This window comes from Pseudoalteromonas denitrificans DSM 6059, assembly GCF_900112265.1.
Lineage (GTDB): Bacteria > Pseudomonadota > Gammaproteobacteria > Enterobacterales > Alteromonadaceae > Pseudoalteromonas > Pseudoalteromonas denitrificans.
The window spans coordinates 1-19,559 of the sequence record NZ_FOLO01000049.1 but is presented as its reverse complement, the minus strand read 5'-3'; the positions used below and the strand labels follow the sequence as shown (position 1 = coordinate 19,559).

Annotated in this window: 6 protein-coding genes; 4 read left to right on the top strand and 2 right to left on the bottom strand. The window is 38.4% G+C overall.

Annotated features, from left to right (window positions below; genetic code table 11):
* Position 1 precedes the first annotated feature (1 nt).
* Genes BM088_RS20850 through BM088_RS20835 form a run of 4 tightly spaced genes read left to right on the top strand, consistent with a single transcriptional unit; the run spans position 2 to position 17,960 of the window.
* A complete protein-coding gene (locus tag BM088_RS20850; protein ID WP_091989355.1) occupies positions 2 to 8,104 on the top strand; it encodes a type I polyketide synthase in 8,103 nt (2,700 codons plus the stop codon).
* The gene (locus BM088_RS20845; protein WP_091989351.1) at positions 8,097 to 10,508 is read left to right on the top strand and encodes a PfaB family protein; all 2,412 of its coding nucleotides are present in this window, start codon (positions 8,097 to 8,099) and stop codon (positions 10,506 to 10,508) included. The genes BM088_RS20850 and BM088_RS20845 overlap by 8 nt, the downstream gene beginning before the upstream one ends.
* The gene (locus BM088_RS20840) at positions 10,508 to 16,318 is read left to right on the top strand and encodes a hotdog fold thioesterase (protein WP_091989348.1); all 5,811 of its coding nucleotides are present in this window, start codon (positions 10,508 to 10,510) and stop codon (positions 16,316 to 16,318) included. Before BM088_RS20845 ends, BM088_RS20840 begins: the two co-directional genes overlap by 1 nt.
* A 52-nt stretch (positions 16,319 to 16,370) precedes the next feature.
* Positions 16,371 to 17,960: a PfaD family polyunsaturated fatty acid/polyketide biosynthesis protein gene (locus BM088_RS20835; protein WP_177208121.1), complete on the top strand. Its 1,590-nt coding sequence runs from the start codon at positions 16,371 to 16,373 to the stop codon at positions 17,958 to 17,960.
* A gap of 71 nt (positions 17,961 to 18,031) precedes the next feature.
* Here BM088_RS20835 and BM088_RS20830 read toward each other — a convergent pair whose 3' ends face one another.
* The gene (locus tag BM088_RS20830) at positions 18,032 to 18,997 is read right to left on the bottom strand and encodes an integron integrase (RefSeq protein ID WP_091985804.1); all 966 of its coding nucleotides are present in this window, start codon (positions 18,995 to 18,997) and stop codon (positions 18,032 to 18,034) included.
* A gap of 249 nt (positions 18,998 to 19,246) precedes the next feature.
* A partial coding sequence (locus BM088_RS20825) for a transposase (protein ID WP_143085129.1) occupies positions 19,247 to 19,559 on the bottom strand: 313 nt, incomplete at its 5' end.

Here is a 19,559-nt window from a genome sequence, read left to right as displayed (position 1 = left end):
AATGTCGAATAAAAGCCAGGCAAAACCTGCTTTAGCAAAAACGGTTAAAGACGTTGATGCACTAGTTGATGAACAACAATTTAATTCCCGTTTACAAGAATGTCCAATTGCCATTGTAGGCATGGCTTCAGTATTTGCTGATGCAACAAACTTAGATCAATATTGGGATAATATCTTTGAATCTGTTGATTCAATCAAAGATGTGCCAGCTGATCGTTGGGCGATTGACGATTATTACTCTGAAGATAAATTTGCCGCAGATAAAACTTACTGCAAACGTGGTGGTTTTTTACCTGAAATTGACTTTGATCCAATGGAGTTTGGTCTGCCGCCAAATATTTTAGAATTAACTGATATCGCTCAGTTATTATCTTTAGTGGTAGCCCGTGATGTACTCAATGATGCAGGCATAGGTGATGGTTCAGGTTATGACCGCGATAAAGTGGGTATCACTTTAGGTGTAGGCGGTGGTCAAAAGCAAATTTCTCCATTGACGTCACGTTTACAAGGACCCGTACTTGAAAAGGTATTAAAAGCCTCAGGCGTTGATGCCGATGATCGTGCGATGATCATCGAAAAGTTCAAAAAAGCTTATATCGGTTGGGAAGAAAATTCATTCCCAGGCATGTTAGGAAACGTGATTTCAGGTCGTATTGCGAACCGTTTTGATTTTGGTGGCACTAACTGTGTTGTTGATGCTGCTTGTGCTGGCTCTTTAGCTGCAATTAAATTGGCAATCTCAGACTTATTAGAATACAGATCAGAAGTGATGATCTCAGGTGGTGTTTGTTGTGATAACTCACCATTTATGTATATGTCATTTTCTAAAACACCTGCATTTACAACTAATGATGATATCCGTCCATTTGACGATGATTCAAAAGGCATGATGATAGGTGAAGGCATTGGTATGATGGCGTTTAAACGTCTTGAAGATGCTGAACGTGATGGCGATAAAGTATATGCTGTACTTAAAGGTATTGGTACTTCTTCAGATGGTCGTTTTAAATCTATTTATGCACCTCGTCCAGATGGTCAAGCAAAAGCATTAAAACGTGCTTATGACGATGCAGGTTGGGATCCAAGAACCTGTGGTTTAATTGAAGCGCATGGTACAGGTACTAAAGCGGGCGATGCCGCTGAATTTGCTGGATTAACAAAACATTTTGGTGCTGATAATGATAAAACGCAACATATTGCGTTAGGGTCAGTAAAATCACAAGTGGGCCATACTAAAGCTGCTGCAGGTTCTGCGGGTATGATCAAAGCTGTTCTTGCATTACATCATAAAGTATTGCCAGGCACACTTCATATTGATCAACCAAATACCAACTTAGATATCGAAAACAGCCCGCTATATTTAAACAGCCAAACTAGACCTTGGATGCCAAGAGAAGATGGTTTGCCTCGTAGAGCGGGTGTAAGCTCATTTGGTTTTGGTGGTACTAACTACCATATGGTATTGGAAGAATACCAACCTAAAGCGCAAGGCGAATACCGTATCACGGCAGTACCACAGTCTATTTTAGTGACTGCTGAAAATGAAGCTGGCATTGTTGCACAATTAAATGAACATCTAACACAATTATCAGTTGATGCAGATGCGCAAGTTTTTGCATTCAATCGTTTAGTTATCCAATGTGCAGCTACTAAGCCAGCTACAGAATTGGCGCGTTGTGGTTTTGTTGCAAAAAATGCAAGTCAAGCAATTGATATGATCAACGCAGCGCTTAAACAATTTAAGGCTAAAGTGGGTGACGTTGAATGGTCTGTACCAACAGGCATTTATTATCGCCAATCGGGTATTGATGCAAAAGGTAAAGTGGTTGCTTTATTCTCAGGTCAAGGTTCACAGTATGTGAATATGGGCAATGAATTAGCATGTAACTTCCCAAGTGTGATGCAAAGTGCTGCAGATATGGATGCACAATTTGCATCTGCTGGTTTATCTCATTTATCAAATGTTACTTTCCCAATTCCAGTATTTAATGATACGGATCGTAAAGCACAAGATGAAGCATTACGTTTAACACAACACGCACAACCTGCAATTGGTTGTTTTAGTGTTGGTTTATACAATACATTTAAACAAGCAGGTTTTGCTGCAGACTTCACTGCAGGTCATAGTTTTGGTGAGTTAACAGCTTTGTGGGCTGCTGGCGTATTAAATGATAATGACTACATGATGTTAGCGCGTAGTCGTGGACAAGCAATGGCAGCACCGACGGATGAAAACGTTGATACAGGTACTTTTGACCCAGGTACTATGATTGCGGTTGTAGGCGACCCAGTTAAAGTAGCTGATGATATTAAAGACATAAAAGATATCTCAATTGCTAATTACAATTCAAATAATCAAGTAGTTGTAGCGGGTGTAACGAGTCAAATTGAAATTGCAATTGGCGAACTAAAAGCTAAAGGTTATAAAGTTGTGCCTTTACCAGTTTCTGCTGCATTTCATACGCCGCTTGTTGGTCATGCACAAAAACCATTTGCAAAAGCAATTGATAGCGCTAAATTTACTAAGCCTAGTATTCCTGTATTTGCTAATGGCACAGGTAAAGCCCACCCAAATAAAGCTGCTGAGATTAAAAAGAGCTTAAAAAACCATATTTTAGAATCAGTTCATTTTAATGAAGAAATTGATAATTTATATGACGCGGGCGGTCGTATCTTTATCGAATTTGGTCCTAAAAATGTTTTAACAAAACTTGTTGAAAACATTTTGACTGAAAAGTCTGATGTAACGGCAATTGCAATAAATGCTAATCCTAAAAAATCTGCAGATTTACAAATGCGCCAAGCTGCAATGCAGATGTTGGTATTAGGCCTAGATTTAAAAGAGATTGACCCATACTCAGCAATTAAACGTCCTACACAAGCTGTTAAAATGTCACCTCTAGCAATGAAGTTAACGGGTGCATCTTACGTAAGCCCTAAAACTAAAAAAGCATTTGATGATGCATTAACCGATGGTTGGACAATCAAGCAAGCTAAAGCGCAACCAGTCGCAGTACCACAACCTAAAGTTGTAGAAAAAATAGTAGAAAAGATTGTTGAAGTAGAAAAAGTAGTTGAGAAAATTGTTTACGTACAAGCAGATGGCAGTCACACAAGTACGCCAAACGCTGTAAATTCAGCACCTAACGCAGATGAATTAGCGTCTAGCATTGAGCGAAGTGTAGGTCAGTTTGTTGAGCATCAACAGCAACTATTAAATGTGCATGAACAATATATGCAAGGGCCACAAGAGTATGCTAAAACTTTCCAAAATGTACTTGAAGCACAAACAGGTAACGAATTGCCTGAAAGCTTAGATCGTACTTTAGGCATGTATCATGAGTTCCAATCAGAAACATTACGTGTTCATGAGCAATACCTAAATAATCAAACTGACAATATGTCAGCAATGCTAAATGATGTACAAGAAGCACCACCTGTTTCAGTAGATATTAAACAAACAGTAACAACGGCTCCTGTTGCAAAAGCAACTGTGCCTGTGACTGCTAAATCAGTACCAGTTAAGCCTGTAGCCAAAGTTAATACACCTGTTACGCCAGCACCCGTTAAAACTGTTGCAAAAAGCATTACGCCAGTACAAACAGCTGCCACAGCGGTTGCTATTGCACCAGAAGTTGTAACAGCTGCTCCAGTAGTTAAAACTCAAGTTGAAACTGTTGCCGTTTTTGACTTAAATAAAGTAAACACTGTAATGTTAGAAGTGGTAGCCGATAAAACAGGTTACCCAGCTGAGATGTTAGAACTTGAAATGGATATGGAAGCCGATTTAGGTATCGATTCTATTAAGCGTGTTGAGATCTTAGGTTCAGTTCAAGAAATGATCCCTGATTTACCAGATTTAAATCCTGAAGATTTAGCTGAGTTACGTACACTAGGCGAAATCGTTGACTATATGAAGTCAAAAGCACAAGCTGCGACACCAACGACTGTATCAAGTGCACCTGCATTACATTTAGTTGAATCTGACACTAACACAGCACCAAGCATTGACTTAAACCCCCTTTCTTTGGGTAAAGTGCAATCTGTCATGATGGAAGTGGTAGCGGACAAAACTGGTTACCCTGTTGAAATGCTAGAGCTTGAAATGGATATGGAAGCAGACTTAGGCATAGATTCTATTAAGAGAGTTGAAATCTTAGGTTCTGTACAAGAAACAATTACTGACTTACCAGATTTAAATCCAGAAGATTTAGCAGAGCTGCGTACTTTAGGTGAAATCGTTTCTTATATGCAGTCTAAAGTATCTGCTGCCCCAGCTGTTACTTTATCACCAGTTACACAAGCGGCACCGAGTATTGATTTAAACCATATACAATCGGTGATGATGACAGTGGTAGCAGACAAAACAGGTTACCCTGTTGAAATGCTAGAGCTTGAAATGGATATGGAAGCAGACTTAGGTATAGATTCTATTAAACGTGTTGAAATCTTAGGCTCTGTTCAAGAGACAATTACAGACTTACCAGATTTAAACCCTGAAGATTTAGCAGAACTACGTACTTTAGGTGAAATCGTTTCATATATGCAATCTAAAGTATCAGCTGCACCTGTAACGACATCAGAAGTTGTTTCAGCGCCGGTCGAACAAGCTGCACCAATCATTGATTTGAACCCCCTTTCTTTGGGTAAAGTGCAGTCTGTGATGATGACAGTGGTAGCAGAGAAAACGGGTTACCCTGTTGAAATGCTAGAGCTTGAAATGGATATGGAAGCGGACTTAGGCATAGACTCTATCAAACGTGTTGAAATCTTAGGCTCTGTACAAGAAACCATAACTGATTTACCAGATTTAAACCCTGAAGATTTAGCAGAGCTACGCACTTTAGGTGAAATCGTTTCTTATATGCAGTCTAAAGTAGCAGTTGCACCAGCTGTTGTTTCAGCGCCAGTCGTACAAGCAGAACAAGCTACACCAAGTATTGACTTAAATCACATTCAATCTGTGATGATGACAGTGGTAGCAGAGAAAACGGGTTACCCTGTTGAAATGCTAGAGCTTGAAATGGATATGGAAGCTGATTTAGGCATTGACTCTATCAAGCGCGTTGAGATTTTAGGTGCAGTTCAAGAGACTATCACTGACTTACCAGATTTAAACCCAGAAGACTTAGCAGAACTTCGCACTTTAGGTGAGATTGTATCGCACATGCAATCTAAAGTAGCAGCGCCAGTTGCTTCATCTGCAAATGCTGATGTACAAGCTGCACCAAGCATTGATTTGAACCACCTTTCTTTGGGTAAAGTGCAGTCTGTAATGATGAGCGTCGTAGCAGATAAAACGGGTTACCCTGTTGAAATGCTAGAACTTGAAATGGATATGGAAGCAGACTTAGGTATAGATTCAATTAAACGTGTTGAAATTTTAGGTGCGGTTCAAGAAACAATTACTGACTTACCAGATTTAAACCCAGAAGACTTAGCAGAGCTGCGTACTTTAGGTGAAATCGTAACGCATATGCAAAGTAAAGCGGGTGGCACAACGTCAGAGGTATCTGCTGTAAAAAAGCCTGAAGCGCAAGTAAGTGATGTAGTTAAAGTTGCAGGTGCACCCAGTGCCACAGTGGCAATTTCACGGCTAACAGCGGTAAATAAAATTAGCCAGAATACAAAAGGTGCAAATGCATTAGTCGTTAATGATGGCACTGATGCAGCAGTTGAACTAAGTGAAAATTTAATTAACAGTGGCTGGAATGTGACTGTTGTAAATCCTAGCTGGGTTACGACACAATCAAGTAAAACACTACCAAGTAGGGTAAATGAAATTGCTATTTCAAGTGTTGATGAAGCTCAAGTTAGTGAGATTATTGCAACAAACGCGCAATTAGATTCTGTGATTTATTTACATCCAGAATCAACAATTGACAGCATTGTTTATCCACAAGCGTCAAAACAAGGTTTAGAGTTAGCTTTCATCTTAGCGAAATTATGCAACGTTAAAGCTGCAAAAGTAGCACGTGCTTCATTTATGGTGGTAACACACCAAGGTGGACAAATTGGTTTTGAATCAAATGATGGCGCTGTTGTTAGTAAACATACTGATTTAGTCCAAGGTGGTTTAAACGGTTTAGTTAAAACATTATCTCATGAGTGGAGTGAGGCTGGCGTATTCTGTCGCGCAATTGATGTGGCATCAAGCTTATCAGCAACAACAGTTGCAAACATTATCACTGATGAATTAGCTGATGTAGATACTGTACTGAGTGAAGTGGGTTATGACGAAACTGGCCGTTTAACTTTAATAGGTGAAGTAACTGATAGCTACGCACTGACATCTGGCAATAGCATAGATAAAGACTCTGTATTTTTAGTGAGTGGTGGTGCAAAGGGCGTAACAGCACATTGTGTGATTGAAATTGCAAAACAATACCAAGCTAAATTTGTTTTATTAGGACGTTCATCTTTTGATGTAAATGAACCTAGTTGGGCAAATGGAATTAAAGATGAAGTAGCGCTAAAAAAAGCAGCGATGCAAGCCTTAATCGATGCGGGTGATAAACCAACACCGGTTAAAGTATCTCAGTTTATTCGCCCAGTATTGGCAAATCGTGAAATTGCGCAAACATTAGCTGCTATTGAAGCAGCTGGTGGCCAAGCACAATACGTTTCTGCTGATGTGACTAATAGTGAAAGCGTACAAACTGCTGTAAAACCAGCACTTGCAAAACTTGGTGATGGTTCATTACAGGTGACAGGCATAATTCATGGTGCAGGTGTATTAGCTGATAAATTTATTGAGCAAAAAACATTAGCTGAATTTGATGCGGTATACCGTACAAAAATTGATGGTTTAACATCATTATTGTCTGTAACTGAGGCATCAAATATTAAGCATTTAGTATTGTTCTCATCTGCTGCAGGCTTTTACGGTAATCCGGGACAGTCTGACTATTCAATTGCTAACGATATCTTAAATAAAACAGCTTACCGTTTTAAAGCGTTAAATCCACAAGCTCAAGTATTAAGCTTTAACTGGGGTCCTTGGGATGGTGGCATGGTAACGCCTGAGCTTAAACGTATGTTTGATGCCAGAGGTGTATATATCATACCGCTAGATGCTGGAGCGCAATTATTAGTAAGTGAACTGGCTACAACAGATAATCGTTGTGCACAAATTCTTGTTGGTAATGACTTGTCGAAAGATCAAGCGCCTGAAGTTGAAGGTACTGATGTAAAAAAGCCACAAGTTAGTCGTTTAACAAAAGCATTAAAAACGACTAACGGTACTTTTACGAATGCATTTCTAGCTGATCATGTAATAGGTGGCAATCAAGTATTGCCAACTGTATGTGCGATTGCTTGGATGAGTGAAGCTGCTATATCACTTTATACTGGTTACCATTATCAAGGTCTTGAAAACTATAAATTGTTTAAAGGGCTAGTATTTGATGGTACGCAAGCTGATGAAGTTAACATTGATTTTAAAGTATTAGCCCAGAGTGCTGATACTTTAAAGCTTGATGCAAAAATATCGAGCACTGTTTCTAATGGCAGTTCAAATGGCAAAACAGTATTTCATTATGGCGCTGAGTTAACACTTGTTCGAAGCCGTAATGAAACACCTGTATCAGCTTTAGAACTACCTGTATTGAAATCTGATATTTCAGATGAAGCTACAGCACTTTACCTAAATGGCACTTTATTTCATGGCGAAAGCTTGCAAGGGATCACAGATGTGATTTCTTGTGATGACTCATCGTTATTATTAGGGTGTTCAGTGCCAAGCATTGCGCAATCTAAGCAGGGAGAGTTTTTGCTTCCTGTACAGCCCGGCAGTACAAGTCACAATATATTTGCAAATGATTTAGTGTATCAGGCGATGTTAGTTTGGGTTCGTAAGCAGCTTGGAATGGGCAGTTTGCCTTCTAAAACATTAGCTTGGCAGGTTAACCGTGAAGTGATGTTAGGTGAAGCGTTTTACATTGATTTAAAAGTGGTAGAACAAACAGCATCTAAGTTAGTGGCAGATATTGCTTTAATTTCAGAACAAAAGCAGATTTTAGCGCAAGTTAAATCAGCTGAAGTAACGATCAGCGAAAACTTGAATAACCTTTTTACAAAAACTGGCGAGGATAAAAATGTTTAATACAAATTTATCTATCCTTGGATTAGATGCCAATTTTGGTGGTTATTCAAATATAGATTTAGTTGAACGTGCTTTTTATCAAGGCAGTGCAGCTAAGCAAGTAAATTTACCGACAAGTTCAGTTAAATCTGAACTTGTAACATCATCTGTTTTACGTTTAGCAAATGCGAATAAGTTAAATATTGATGAGCTTAATATCATTGAGCTGTCAAAAACCACTGATTTATCATTTGCTTTAGCGCAAACGCAAGATTTTGTTAATGCAAATAAACTTGTTGTTTTAGTTGGGGTTAATTTATTATCCTCACCTATTGAACAAGGCAATTTATCGGCAACAATGGCGTTTGATGAAAGCTTTACGCATTATAATCAAGTAGAAGGCATAGTGAGTGTTTTAATTGCACCAAGTGACTTTGCAATTAAAAATGCTTTGTATACTTATGCCAACATAAAAAGTTTTGCTACGGGTGCTGATATTGCTCACACAACAGCCCAAGCGCTTGAAAAAGCAAATGTTACGGCTGAGCAAGTAGATTTACTTGAAGTATCTGCAAATGCCGATAAAGCGTTAGCAAGTACTGAAGAACAAGGTTTATTACGCGCTTATAAAACTGATACAAAATTAAATACCGCATTAAGTTGTACTAAAAGTGTGACAGGTGAGGGCGATGCGTTCTCACAATTAGCCGGTTTGTTAAAATGTATTATTTCACTGCAACAAAGATATATTCCTGCGATAAGCGGTTGGCAAAATGTTCAGTCTGATGTGTTATCTCAATATCAAGATTCTGCTTTTTATATACCAACAGAGTCTCGTCCTTGGTATCCAAATACAGATGGCAGTGCACATATCGCAGCTTATAGTTGTCAAACCGTAAGTAGCTATTGTCATATTGTATTAGAAGAAAACTTGTTAACGGCTACGCCATTAACAGCGGGTGAGCGTTTTCCTGCTGAAGATGTACGTAATAATGGCTTTATCGCAAATAGTGATTTATCAGTATTTTTATTATCGGCTGATGATGAAAAGTCACTATTAGACAATGTAGCGAGTTTAAATAGCCAATCATCTGTGCAGATAAATGAACTTGCTAAGTCATGTTTTGCGCAGTTTGATGCTCAAAAGCAATTTTCTGTTGTATTATTGGCTGAGTCTTTCGATGAGTTAAGTAAAGAAATCGCATTAGCTGAGCAAGGTATAGCAAAAGCATTTTTAGATAATAGTGATTGGAAAACACCTAAAGGCAGTTATTTTACTGCAAAACCAGTCGGTGCGGGAGATAATATCTCCTTCATGTACCCAGGCATAGGTGCAACTTATGTGGGTTTAGGCCGTGATTTATTTCATATATTCCCGCAAATATATCAAGGTGTAGCCGCACTTGCAGATGATATTGCGATAACACTAAAAGATAGGTTGCTGAACCCTCGCAGCATTAATCGTTTAGGTTTTAAAGCGCTGAAACAAAGAGATTTAGCTTTACGTGGCAGTTTAGCTGATATTGCTGAGGCGGGTGTGGGTTATGCATGTGTTTTCACTAAAATATTTGAAAATGTATTTAACGTGAAAGCCGACTTTGCTACTGGTTATAGTATGGGTGAAGTCAGCATGTATGCTGCATTAGGCTGTTGGCAACAACCAGGTTTAATGAGTGCACGCTTAGCTGCATCAGATACTTTTAATAATAAATTATGTGGTGATTTACTGACTTTACGTGACCAATGGAATATGCCAAAAACGTCTTCTGAAACAGAAGTGATTTGGGAGACTTATACCATTAAAGCCACTGTTGAGGAATTTGAGTTAGCAAGTGTTGATGAGTCTCAAGTTTTCTGCACCATAGTTAATACACCAGACAGCTTATTAGTTGCAGGTTATCCGCCTGCATGTCAAAAAGTAATCAAAAAACTGGGTGTTCGTGCAATGGCACTGAACATGGCCAATGCAATACATAGTGCGCCAGCGAATTCTGAATATGATGCTATGACAGGCCTGTATACTATGGATGTGACAGAACGCATCAAAACCAAAATGTATTCAAGTTCATGTTATTTACCTATTCCACAACGTAGCAAAGCAATTGCAACCAGCATTGCTAAATGCTTGTGTGATCGCGTTGATTTTCCGCGTTTAGTAAATACCTTGCACGATAAAGGCGCACAAGTATTTATTGAAATGGGACCTGGGCGTTCATTATCTAGTTGGGTGGATAAAATTTTAGATACTGACGTTACTCAAAATGCAGATTCAAATCATTTATCAGTGCCAGTCAATGCCAAAGGCACAAGTGATGAACTGACGTATATGCGCGCTGTAGCAAAGTTGATAAGTCATGGTGTCATTATGGAATTGGGTCATTTGTTCCATGGTTCGATAATCGTGAATAAAACAAGAGATTTATAATGGAAAATATTGCAGTAGTCGGTATTGCTAATTTATTCCCAGGTTCACAAGCGCCTGAAGAATTTTGGCAAAAATTGCTAGAACAACAAGATTGTCGCTCAAAAGCAAATAGCGAACAAATGGGTGTAGATCCAGCTAAATATTATGGTAACAAAGGCGATACAGATAAGTTTTATTGTATTCATGGCGGTTATATACGTGACTTTCACTTTGATGCAGATGATGTATTACAAGAAAATAGCCCACTTAGCCCACAATATTTAGAACAACTTGATGACTTAAACCAATGGTCACTTTATGTGACGAAACAAGCATTAAAAGATGCGGGTTATTGGGGCAGTAATGTACTTGAAAACTGTGGTTTGATTTTAGGAAACTTATCTTTTCCAACTAAATCATCAAACCATTTATTTATGCCGCTATATCATCAAGTTGTTGATAACGCGTTAAAACAAACAGTACATAAAGATTTTTCACTGAGTCATTTTACCCAGCCAAAAGCAGATGTGCATCCAGATAATGCATTAGTAGCGGGTTATCCTGCTGCGTTATTAGCACAAGCTGCAGGCCTAGGTGGTTCACACTTCGCACTGGATGCAGCATGTGCATCTTCATGTTATTCAGTAAAACTTGCGTGTGATTATTTACATACAGGCAAAGCTGACATGATGTTAGCGGGCGCAGTATCAGGCTCTGATCCTATGTTTGTAAATATGGGTTTTTCTATATTTCAGGCATACCCAGCGAATAACATACACGCACCGTTTGATAAAAATTCACAAGGTTTATTTGCCGGTGAAGGCGCGGGCATGATGGTTTTAAAACGTCATAGTGATGCGGTACGTGATGGCGATAAAATTCACGCCATTATTAAAGGCGGTGGTTTATCAAACGATGGTAAAGGGGAGTTTGTTTTAAGTCCTAATACCAAAGGCCAAGTTTTAGTTTATGAACGCGCATATCAAAATGCCGACGTAAACCCTAAAGATGTTGATTACATTGAATGTCACGCAACGGGCACACCAAAAGGTGACAAAGTTGAATTAGGTTCAATGGATACCTTCTTTAGTCGTTATGATAATAAACCGCTATTAGGTTCTGTTAAATCTAATTTGGGCCATTTATTAACGGCTGCAGGTATGCCGGGCATGACCAAAGCAATTTGGGCGCTTAATAAAAAGCAAATTCCTGCCACAATTAATTTAAATGAACCACTTAGCTCTAAAAATGGTTATTTAACTGGCGAACAAATGCCAAGTGAATTAACGCCTTGGCCAGATACGCAAGTTAATGGCGCGCAAAAGCCAAGAACTGCGGGTGTCAGTGTATTTGGTTTTGGTGGTGCAAATGCACATTTAGTTTTACAAGAACCAACGCAAGTTTTAGAGCCTATTAAAGAAGTTGCTAAAAAGTGCGAACCTTTAGCTATTGTTGGTATGGATGCGCATTTTGGTCATGCGCAAAATCTCAGTGAATTTAAAAAAGTAATAGACTCTAATAACAATACATTTAGAGCGTTGCCAACAAATCGCTGGAAAGGTATCGAAACTGATAACCAAGTAATGCAGGCGTTACAGTTAGAAAAAGCGCCAATTGGTGGTTACGTTGAAGATTTTGATATCGACTTTTTACGCTTTAAAGTGCCGCCTAACGAGCAAGACTGTTTAATTCCTCAGCAACTTATGATGATGAAAGTGGCAGATAATGCGGCAAAAGATGCAGGGTTAAAAGAGGGGTCAAATGTTGCTGTTTTAGTGGCTATGGGTGTTGAGCTTGAACTGCATCAATATCGTGGTCGTGTAAATTTAACAACGCAAATTGAAACCAGCTTAAAACAGCAAGGGATAGAGCTTACATCAGAGCAACAAACGCAGCTGACTAATATCGCCAAAGATGGTGTGGCATTTGCTGCACAGCTTAATCAATATACCAGTTTTATTGGTAATATTATGGCGTCACGCATCTCAGCGTTATGGGATTTTTCTGGCCCGGCATTCACATTGTCAGCTGAAGAAAATTCAGTATATCGTTGTGTTGAATTAGCGCAAAACTTGTTTCAAACTAGCGATATTGATGCTGTTATTATTGCAAGTGTTGATTTAGCAGGCTCTGCTGAAAATATCACATTACGCCAACATTACGGTCCTGTATCAAAAGATGGACAAGCTAATAAAAACCACTGGCTAGTCGGTGAAGGCGCAGGTGCCTTTGTAGTTAAACCGCAATCAAAAGTACATGCACAAAACACCTATGCAACCATTGATGGTATCGGTTTTTCTGCAGGTATTGATGAAAACTCAGTACTTAATGCGGCACAAAAAGCACTTGCAGCTGCCAATGTATCTGCATCAGATATTTCAAAAGTAGAAGCTCATGCAAGTGGTTTTATAGCTGAAGATAACGCAGAGCAAGCTGCTTTTAATTCACTTTATGCAACACAAGTTGCAAGTAATAACATCAGCAGTGTTAAGTCAAATGTAGGTCATACTTTTAATGCATCTGGTGTTGCCAGTATTATTAAATCAGCACTTGCTTTAGATAAGCAAGAATCATCGCGTATTGCAATTAGTGGCCTAGGTAGAGATGCGACTAGTGCACATCTCGTGTTATCTGGCACAAATACAACTTATCAAAGCAGTGCCGTAGCACCCGTTAAAAAACGCCCTCAGTTGATTAAAAAAATTAGCTTAGGCGGCCAAAAAATTGCTGAGTCAATTACATCACATGATTCGGCCGTTATTGCACAAATCAAACAGAATCTTATTACTAAAACATTGGCACCTATTTCGTGTCCTGTAGATATTAGTAATTTACCCCCTAAGCAGATAAATACGATTAAAGCAGTTGCAGAAGTTAAACCTGTTATTGCACAAACTGCTAACGTTGGAGCAACTGTGAAAAGTACTCAATCAAATACGAAAAAAATTGCGAATACAGTAAACGTGAGTAGTAAAGCGAGTAAAGAAATTTACCAGCAATCAGCGACTCATGAAGCATTTTTGAAAACGCGCCAAGCTGCACAACAGCATATTTCTCAATTAGTAGAAATACAGGCAAAACTAGCTTCAGGCGGTCAAGTTAATACTGTTGCTAAAAAGCCTGTTTTATCAGTTGTACCAGAGCAAGTGCCATTAGCACCTGTAGCGCAAGAAGTTGCATCTGGTTTTCAAATAAAAGGTCCTGCGGGTTACAGTTATCCGCCACTACAACTTCAAGAGCGTTTTAATCAACCTAAAAATATCATTTGGGATACTGCTGATTTAGTTGAGTTTGCAGAAGGGGATATCGGCAAAGTATTTGGTAGCGAATACGACATTATCGATAACTACTCTCGCCGTGTACGCCTACCTACTACAGATTATTTATTAGTAAGTCGTGTTACTGAGCTAGATGCAAAAGTAAACGAATATAAAAAATCATATATGTGTACTGAATATGATATTCCGACAGATGCACCATTTTTAATTGATGGCCAAATCCCTTGGTCAGTATCAGTTGAATCAGGTCAATGTGATTTATTATTAATTTCATATATCGGTATTGATTTTGAAGCAAAAGGCGAACGCGTTTATCGTTTATTAGATTGTGAATTAACCTTCTTAGAAGAAATGGCCTTTGGTGGTGAAACATTACGCTACGAAATTCATATCGATTCGTATGCTAAAAATGGCGATCAGTTATTGTTTTTCTTCCACTACGATTGTTATGTTGGCGATAAAAAAGTACTTATTATGCGTAATGGTTGTGCAGGCTTCTTCACTGATGAAGAACTTGCAGACGGCAAAGGTGTTATTCATAACGATAAAGACAAAGCACAATTAACCAATGCTAAAAAGTCGTACTTTGAGCCGCTAATGCATAATAACCAAGCGACATTTGATTACACTGAAATGATGAAATTGGTTAATGGTGACGTTGCAGGGTGTTTTGGTGATAATTATAACCAAGGTGGTCGTAACCCTTCATTGAAATTTTCGTCAGAAAAATTCTTAATGATTGAACGTATCACAAAAATTGATACCCATGGCGGTCATTGGGGCTTAGGTTTACTTGAAGGTCAAAAAGATTTAGATCCAGAACATTGGTATTTCCCGTGTCATTTTAAAGACGATCAAGTAATGGCTGGTTCTTTAATGAGTGAAGGTTGTGGTCAAATGGCCATGTTCTTTATGCTGAAATTAGGCATGCATATTAATGTAAATAATGCACGTTTTCAGCCTATGCCAGGTATGTCGCAAACAGTACGTTGTCGTGGTCAAGTTATACCACAACATAATACTCTGACTTATCGCATGGAAGTAACAGAAATGGGTATGAAACCATACCCATTTATGAAAGCGAACATTGATATTATTCTTGATGGCAAAGTGGTAGTAGATTTTAAAAACTTATGTGTGATGATCACAGAGCAAGATGAAAACTCTCCCTACCCAGTAACTTTACCGGATAATACACAGTTACTTGAAGTTAAACCTACAAGTGTTGAAGTTGCCAAACAAAGTCAAATTGATGAAAGCCAATTAGATGAAAGAGGCATAAACCCTTTTAAAAATCCTGAACGTCCATTAATGCGTGTTGAGTCTGATTTAACTGCACCAAAAGAAAAAGGTGTAACACCTATTCAGCATTTTGAAGCGCCAGTTGTTGCAGGGCAAAACCGTGTACCAAATCAAGCACCATTTACCCCTTGGCACATGTTTGAATTTGCAACAGGTAATATTTCTAATTGTTTTGGTCCTGACTTTGATGTGTATAAAGGCCGAATTCCACCACGTACACCTTGTGGTGATTTACAGGTAGTAACGCAAGTTGTTGAAGTAAAAGGTAAGCGATTAGATCTTAAAAACCCTTCAAGCTGTATTGCTGAGTATTATGTGCCTGAAGACGCATGGTACTTTACTAAAAATAGCCACGAAAGCTGGATGCCATATTCATTAATTATGGAAATTGCATTACAACCAAATGGTTTTATTTCAGGTTACATGGGCACAACGTTAAAATACCCTGAAAAAGACCTGTTTTTCCGTAACCTAGATGGCAGCGGTGATTTAGTTAAACAAATTGATTTACGTGGCAAAACGATTGTTAATAAATCAGTATTATTAAGCACCACAATGGCCGGTGGCATGATAGTACAAAGCTTTACGTTTGAGCTTTTAGTCGAAGATGAAGTATTTTATAAAGGTACTGCCGTATTTGGTTACTTTGGTGCAGATGCACTCACAAATCAGTTAGGTATCGATAATGGTAAAATCACCCATGCTTGGTTTGAAGATAATAAAACACCAGTATCACACATTGAGAAACTCGATTTAACTAATAAAAACTTAGCTCTTTATCAAGCACCACAAGGTAAACCGCATTACAAATTAGCGGGTGGCCAAATGAACTTTATTGATACGGTTTCTATTGTTGAAGGCGGTGGTAAAGCGGGTGTTGCTTATGTTCATGGAGAGCGTCAGATAGATGCAACAGATTGGTTCTTCCGCTATCACTTTCATCAAGATCCGGTAATGCCTGGTTCTTTAGGTGTAGAAGCAATAATAGAATTAATGCAAACTTATGCTCTTAAAAATGATTTAGGTAAAGGCTTTGCAAACCCAAGATTTATTGCACCTACTACCTTAGTCAAATGGAAGTACAGAGGTCAAATTACACCAATCAACAAACAAATGTCTTTAGATGTACATATTACTGACATTATTAAAACAGATGGTGAAGTACGCTTAGTGGGCGATGCTAACTTATCTAAAGATGGCTTACGTATCTACGAAGTGAAAGATATTGTTTTAAGCATTATCGAAGCGTAATTAATTGAGCACTAGAACAGCGTTTTAGTGCTTTACTATTTTAGGAATAACTATGTTAGATATAAATAACAATAATATTGATTGGGCATGGAAAGTTGATAACTCAACTATTCAAACTCAAAGCAGTGCCATAAAAGCCGCTTTAATGGATTTATCTAATCCAGTATATGTGGCAAAAAATGGCGCACAAGCGGGCATAACAAATAGCATATCAACATCAGGCTCTGAAGATGTATTAGCTTTTGCACAAAAGCTTAATCCAGAAGATTTAGGCGATGATGCTTATAAAAAACAGCATGGCGTGAAATACGCATACCATGGTGGCGCGATGGCAAATGGCATCGCATCAGTAGAATTAGTGGTTGCTTTAGGTAAAGCAGGTTTTTTATGTTCATTTGGAGCCGCAGGTTTAGTACCCGATGTTATTGAAGAGTCAATTAAGCGTATTCAAGCAGAGCTACCAAATGGCCCATATGCAGTAAATTTAATTCATGCACCAGCGGAAGAAGCACTTGAACGTGGTGCAGTAGAGCGCTTTTTAAAATTAGGTGTAAAAACTGTAGAAGCATCAGCTTACTTAGGTTTAACTGAGCACATTGTTTGGTATCGTGTTGCGGGTTTATCTAAAAATGCAGATGGCTCAGTGAATATTGGCCACAAGGTAATAGCAAAAGTATCGCGTACAGAAGTTGGCCGCCGTTTTATGGAGCCTGCACCTAAAAAGTTACTAGATAAGCTATTAGCACAAGGTAAAATCACTCAAGAACAAGCTGATTTATCTCAATTGGTGCCTATGGCTGATGATATTACAGCTGAAGCCGATTCTGGTGGTCATACAGATAATCGACCATTCTTAACTTTATTACCTACTATCATAGCATTACGTGATGAAGTACAAGCTAAGTTCAACTTCTCTCCAGCACTTCGCGTTGGAGCAGGTGGTGGTATTGGCACGCCTGAAGCAGCACTTGCTGCATTTAATATGGGCGCAGCTTATATTGTTTTAGGTTCAGTGAACCAAGCATGTGTAGAGGCGGGCGCTTCTGAATATACGCGTAAATTATTAGCTAATGTTGAAATGGCCGATGTAACTATGGCCCCAGCTGCTGATATGTTTGAAATGGGCGTAAAACTGCAAGTTGTAAAACGCGGCTCTATGTTTGCTATGCGCGCTAAAAAACTATACGACTTATATGTGGCTTATGACTCAATTGAAGATATTCCAGCAGATGAGCGTTTAAAAATTGAAAAGCAAATTTTCCGCTCTAATTTAGATGATGTATGGGCAGGCACTGAGTCATTTTTTCAACAGCGTGATCCTGAAATGTTAGCCCGTGCACAAAGCAGCCCCAAACGTAAAATGGCATTGATATTCCGTTGGTACTTAGGTTTATCATCTCGTTGGTCGAATATTGGTGAAAAAGGCCGTGAAATGGATTACCAAATTTGGGCTGGCCCAAGTTTAGGTGCATTTAATAGCTGGGTAAAAGGCACATACTTAGAAGACTTTACACGTCGCGGTGCAGTAGATGTGGCATTACATATGCTAAAAGGTGCAGCTTACCTACAACGTGTGAACATGCTTAAATCACAAGGTGTTACTTTTACAACTGAACTTGCTAGTTATCGTACAGATGATTAATTAGCGAGTAGCAGATTAATAAATTTAAAAACCAGCTGATTTATAGCTGGTTTTTTTATTATGTTGATAATTTATAAGTCTGATAATGGACTGCGAACTCCGTTTGCACCTGCTTGAATAACATGGGTATAAATTTGAGTGGTGCGAATATCTGTATGGCCAAGCTGTTCTTGAACAGTGCGAATATCAGCGCCACGTTGTAATAAATGCGTTGCAAATGAATGTCGTAAAGTGTGACAAGTGACATTTTTATCAATATTAGCTGATTTGGCTGCTTTTTTGACTGATTTTTGTAATGCTGTTTCGTCAATATGATGTCGACGAATAACATTGTTATAGGGATCAGTACTTAATCTAGATGAGGGGAATAGATAATGCCAACCAAGCTCTTTTTCTGCCATAGGATACTTCTTGCTAAGTGCGAAGGGTAGCCAGACTCCTTGATAGTCTTGATTATTTTTATCTAATTCAAAATATTGCTTACACACATCAATTTGTAGTTTAATGGGCTCAACAATTTCTTCAGCTAAAGTTACTCTGCGATTTTTACCGCCTTTCCCTTGCCAAACCAATACAGACATGTAATCAAGATCAATATCTTGGATACGTAATCTCACGGCTTCCATTAATCTTAAACCACTTCCATATAATAAATTAGCAATTAGCCAATAAGGAGATGCGATTGATTGTAGTAATAATGCTGTTTCAGGTTTTGTTAATACAATAGGTAATTTGGGCTGACGTGCTGATTTTTTAAAATTGAGTTTCAAAGATAGAGGTTTTTTTAATAATTCTTTATATAAAAAAGCTAATGCATTTAAGGCGATGCTTTGTGTTCCTGGGGCAACGTTTTCGGTATTTGATAAATATGATAAGAAAAGTTCTACTTCTCGGTTTCCCATGTCTGATGGATGCTGTTTATTGTTATAAATAATATAGCGCTTGATCCAATAAATATAAGCTTCAATGGTTCGTTTAGCGTAGCGACGAGTAAGCATAAATTCATAAATACTATTTAAGAAAGCTGACTGATACATTTAAAATACTCATTAATTTATAACTGTATATTTATACAGTTTAGTTGTTTTTGTAAATATGTCTTTGATAGGCGGAAAAAATCCGTCTTTCACGCAGGGTGAAAAGACAAAAAAGTAGTCAAAGTCTTTGATATTATGGCTGAATAAATGTATTCTAGATTTATTAAAAATCATGATAGACGGAAAAAGTCCGTGTTTAAACACGGAATAAATCGGTCTATTAAGAGACTATGGCGTCAATAGCTAATTTTAAACTTTTGGTGCTTCCCACATAACTCCATCTCTGAGCATTGAATTTAAGATCACTACCATCTTTCTGATACAGGTGATGATCGCTACTTTTTTTGCTTTCCCAGCGGCAAGTAATTTTTGGTAATGAGCTTTAAATACCGGATTAGTTTGAATGGCGGACATCATAGCCATAAACAAAACAGTTCTTACCTGATGTCTACCTCCTTGTATTTTTCGCATACCTTGATAGCGACCACTTTCCCGATTCATAGGTGCCACACCGACTAAGCTGCTTGCTTGTTTACTACTAATGTAACCTAATTCAGGGAGG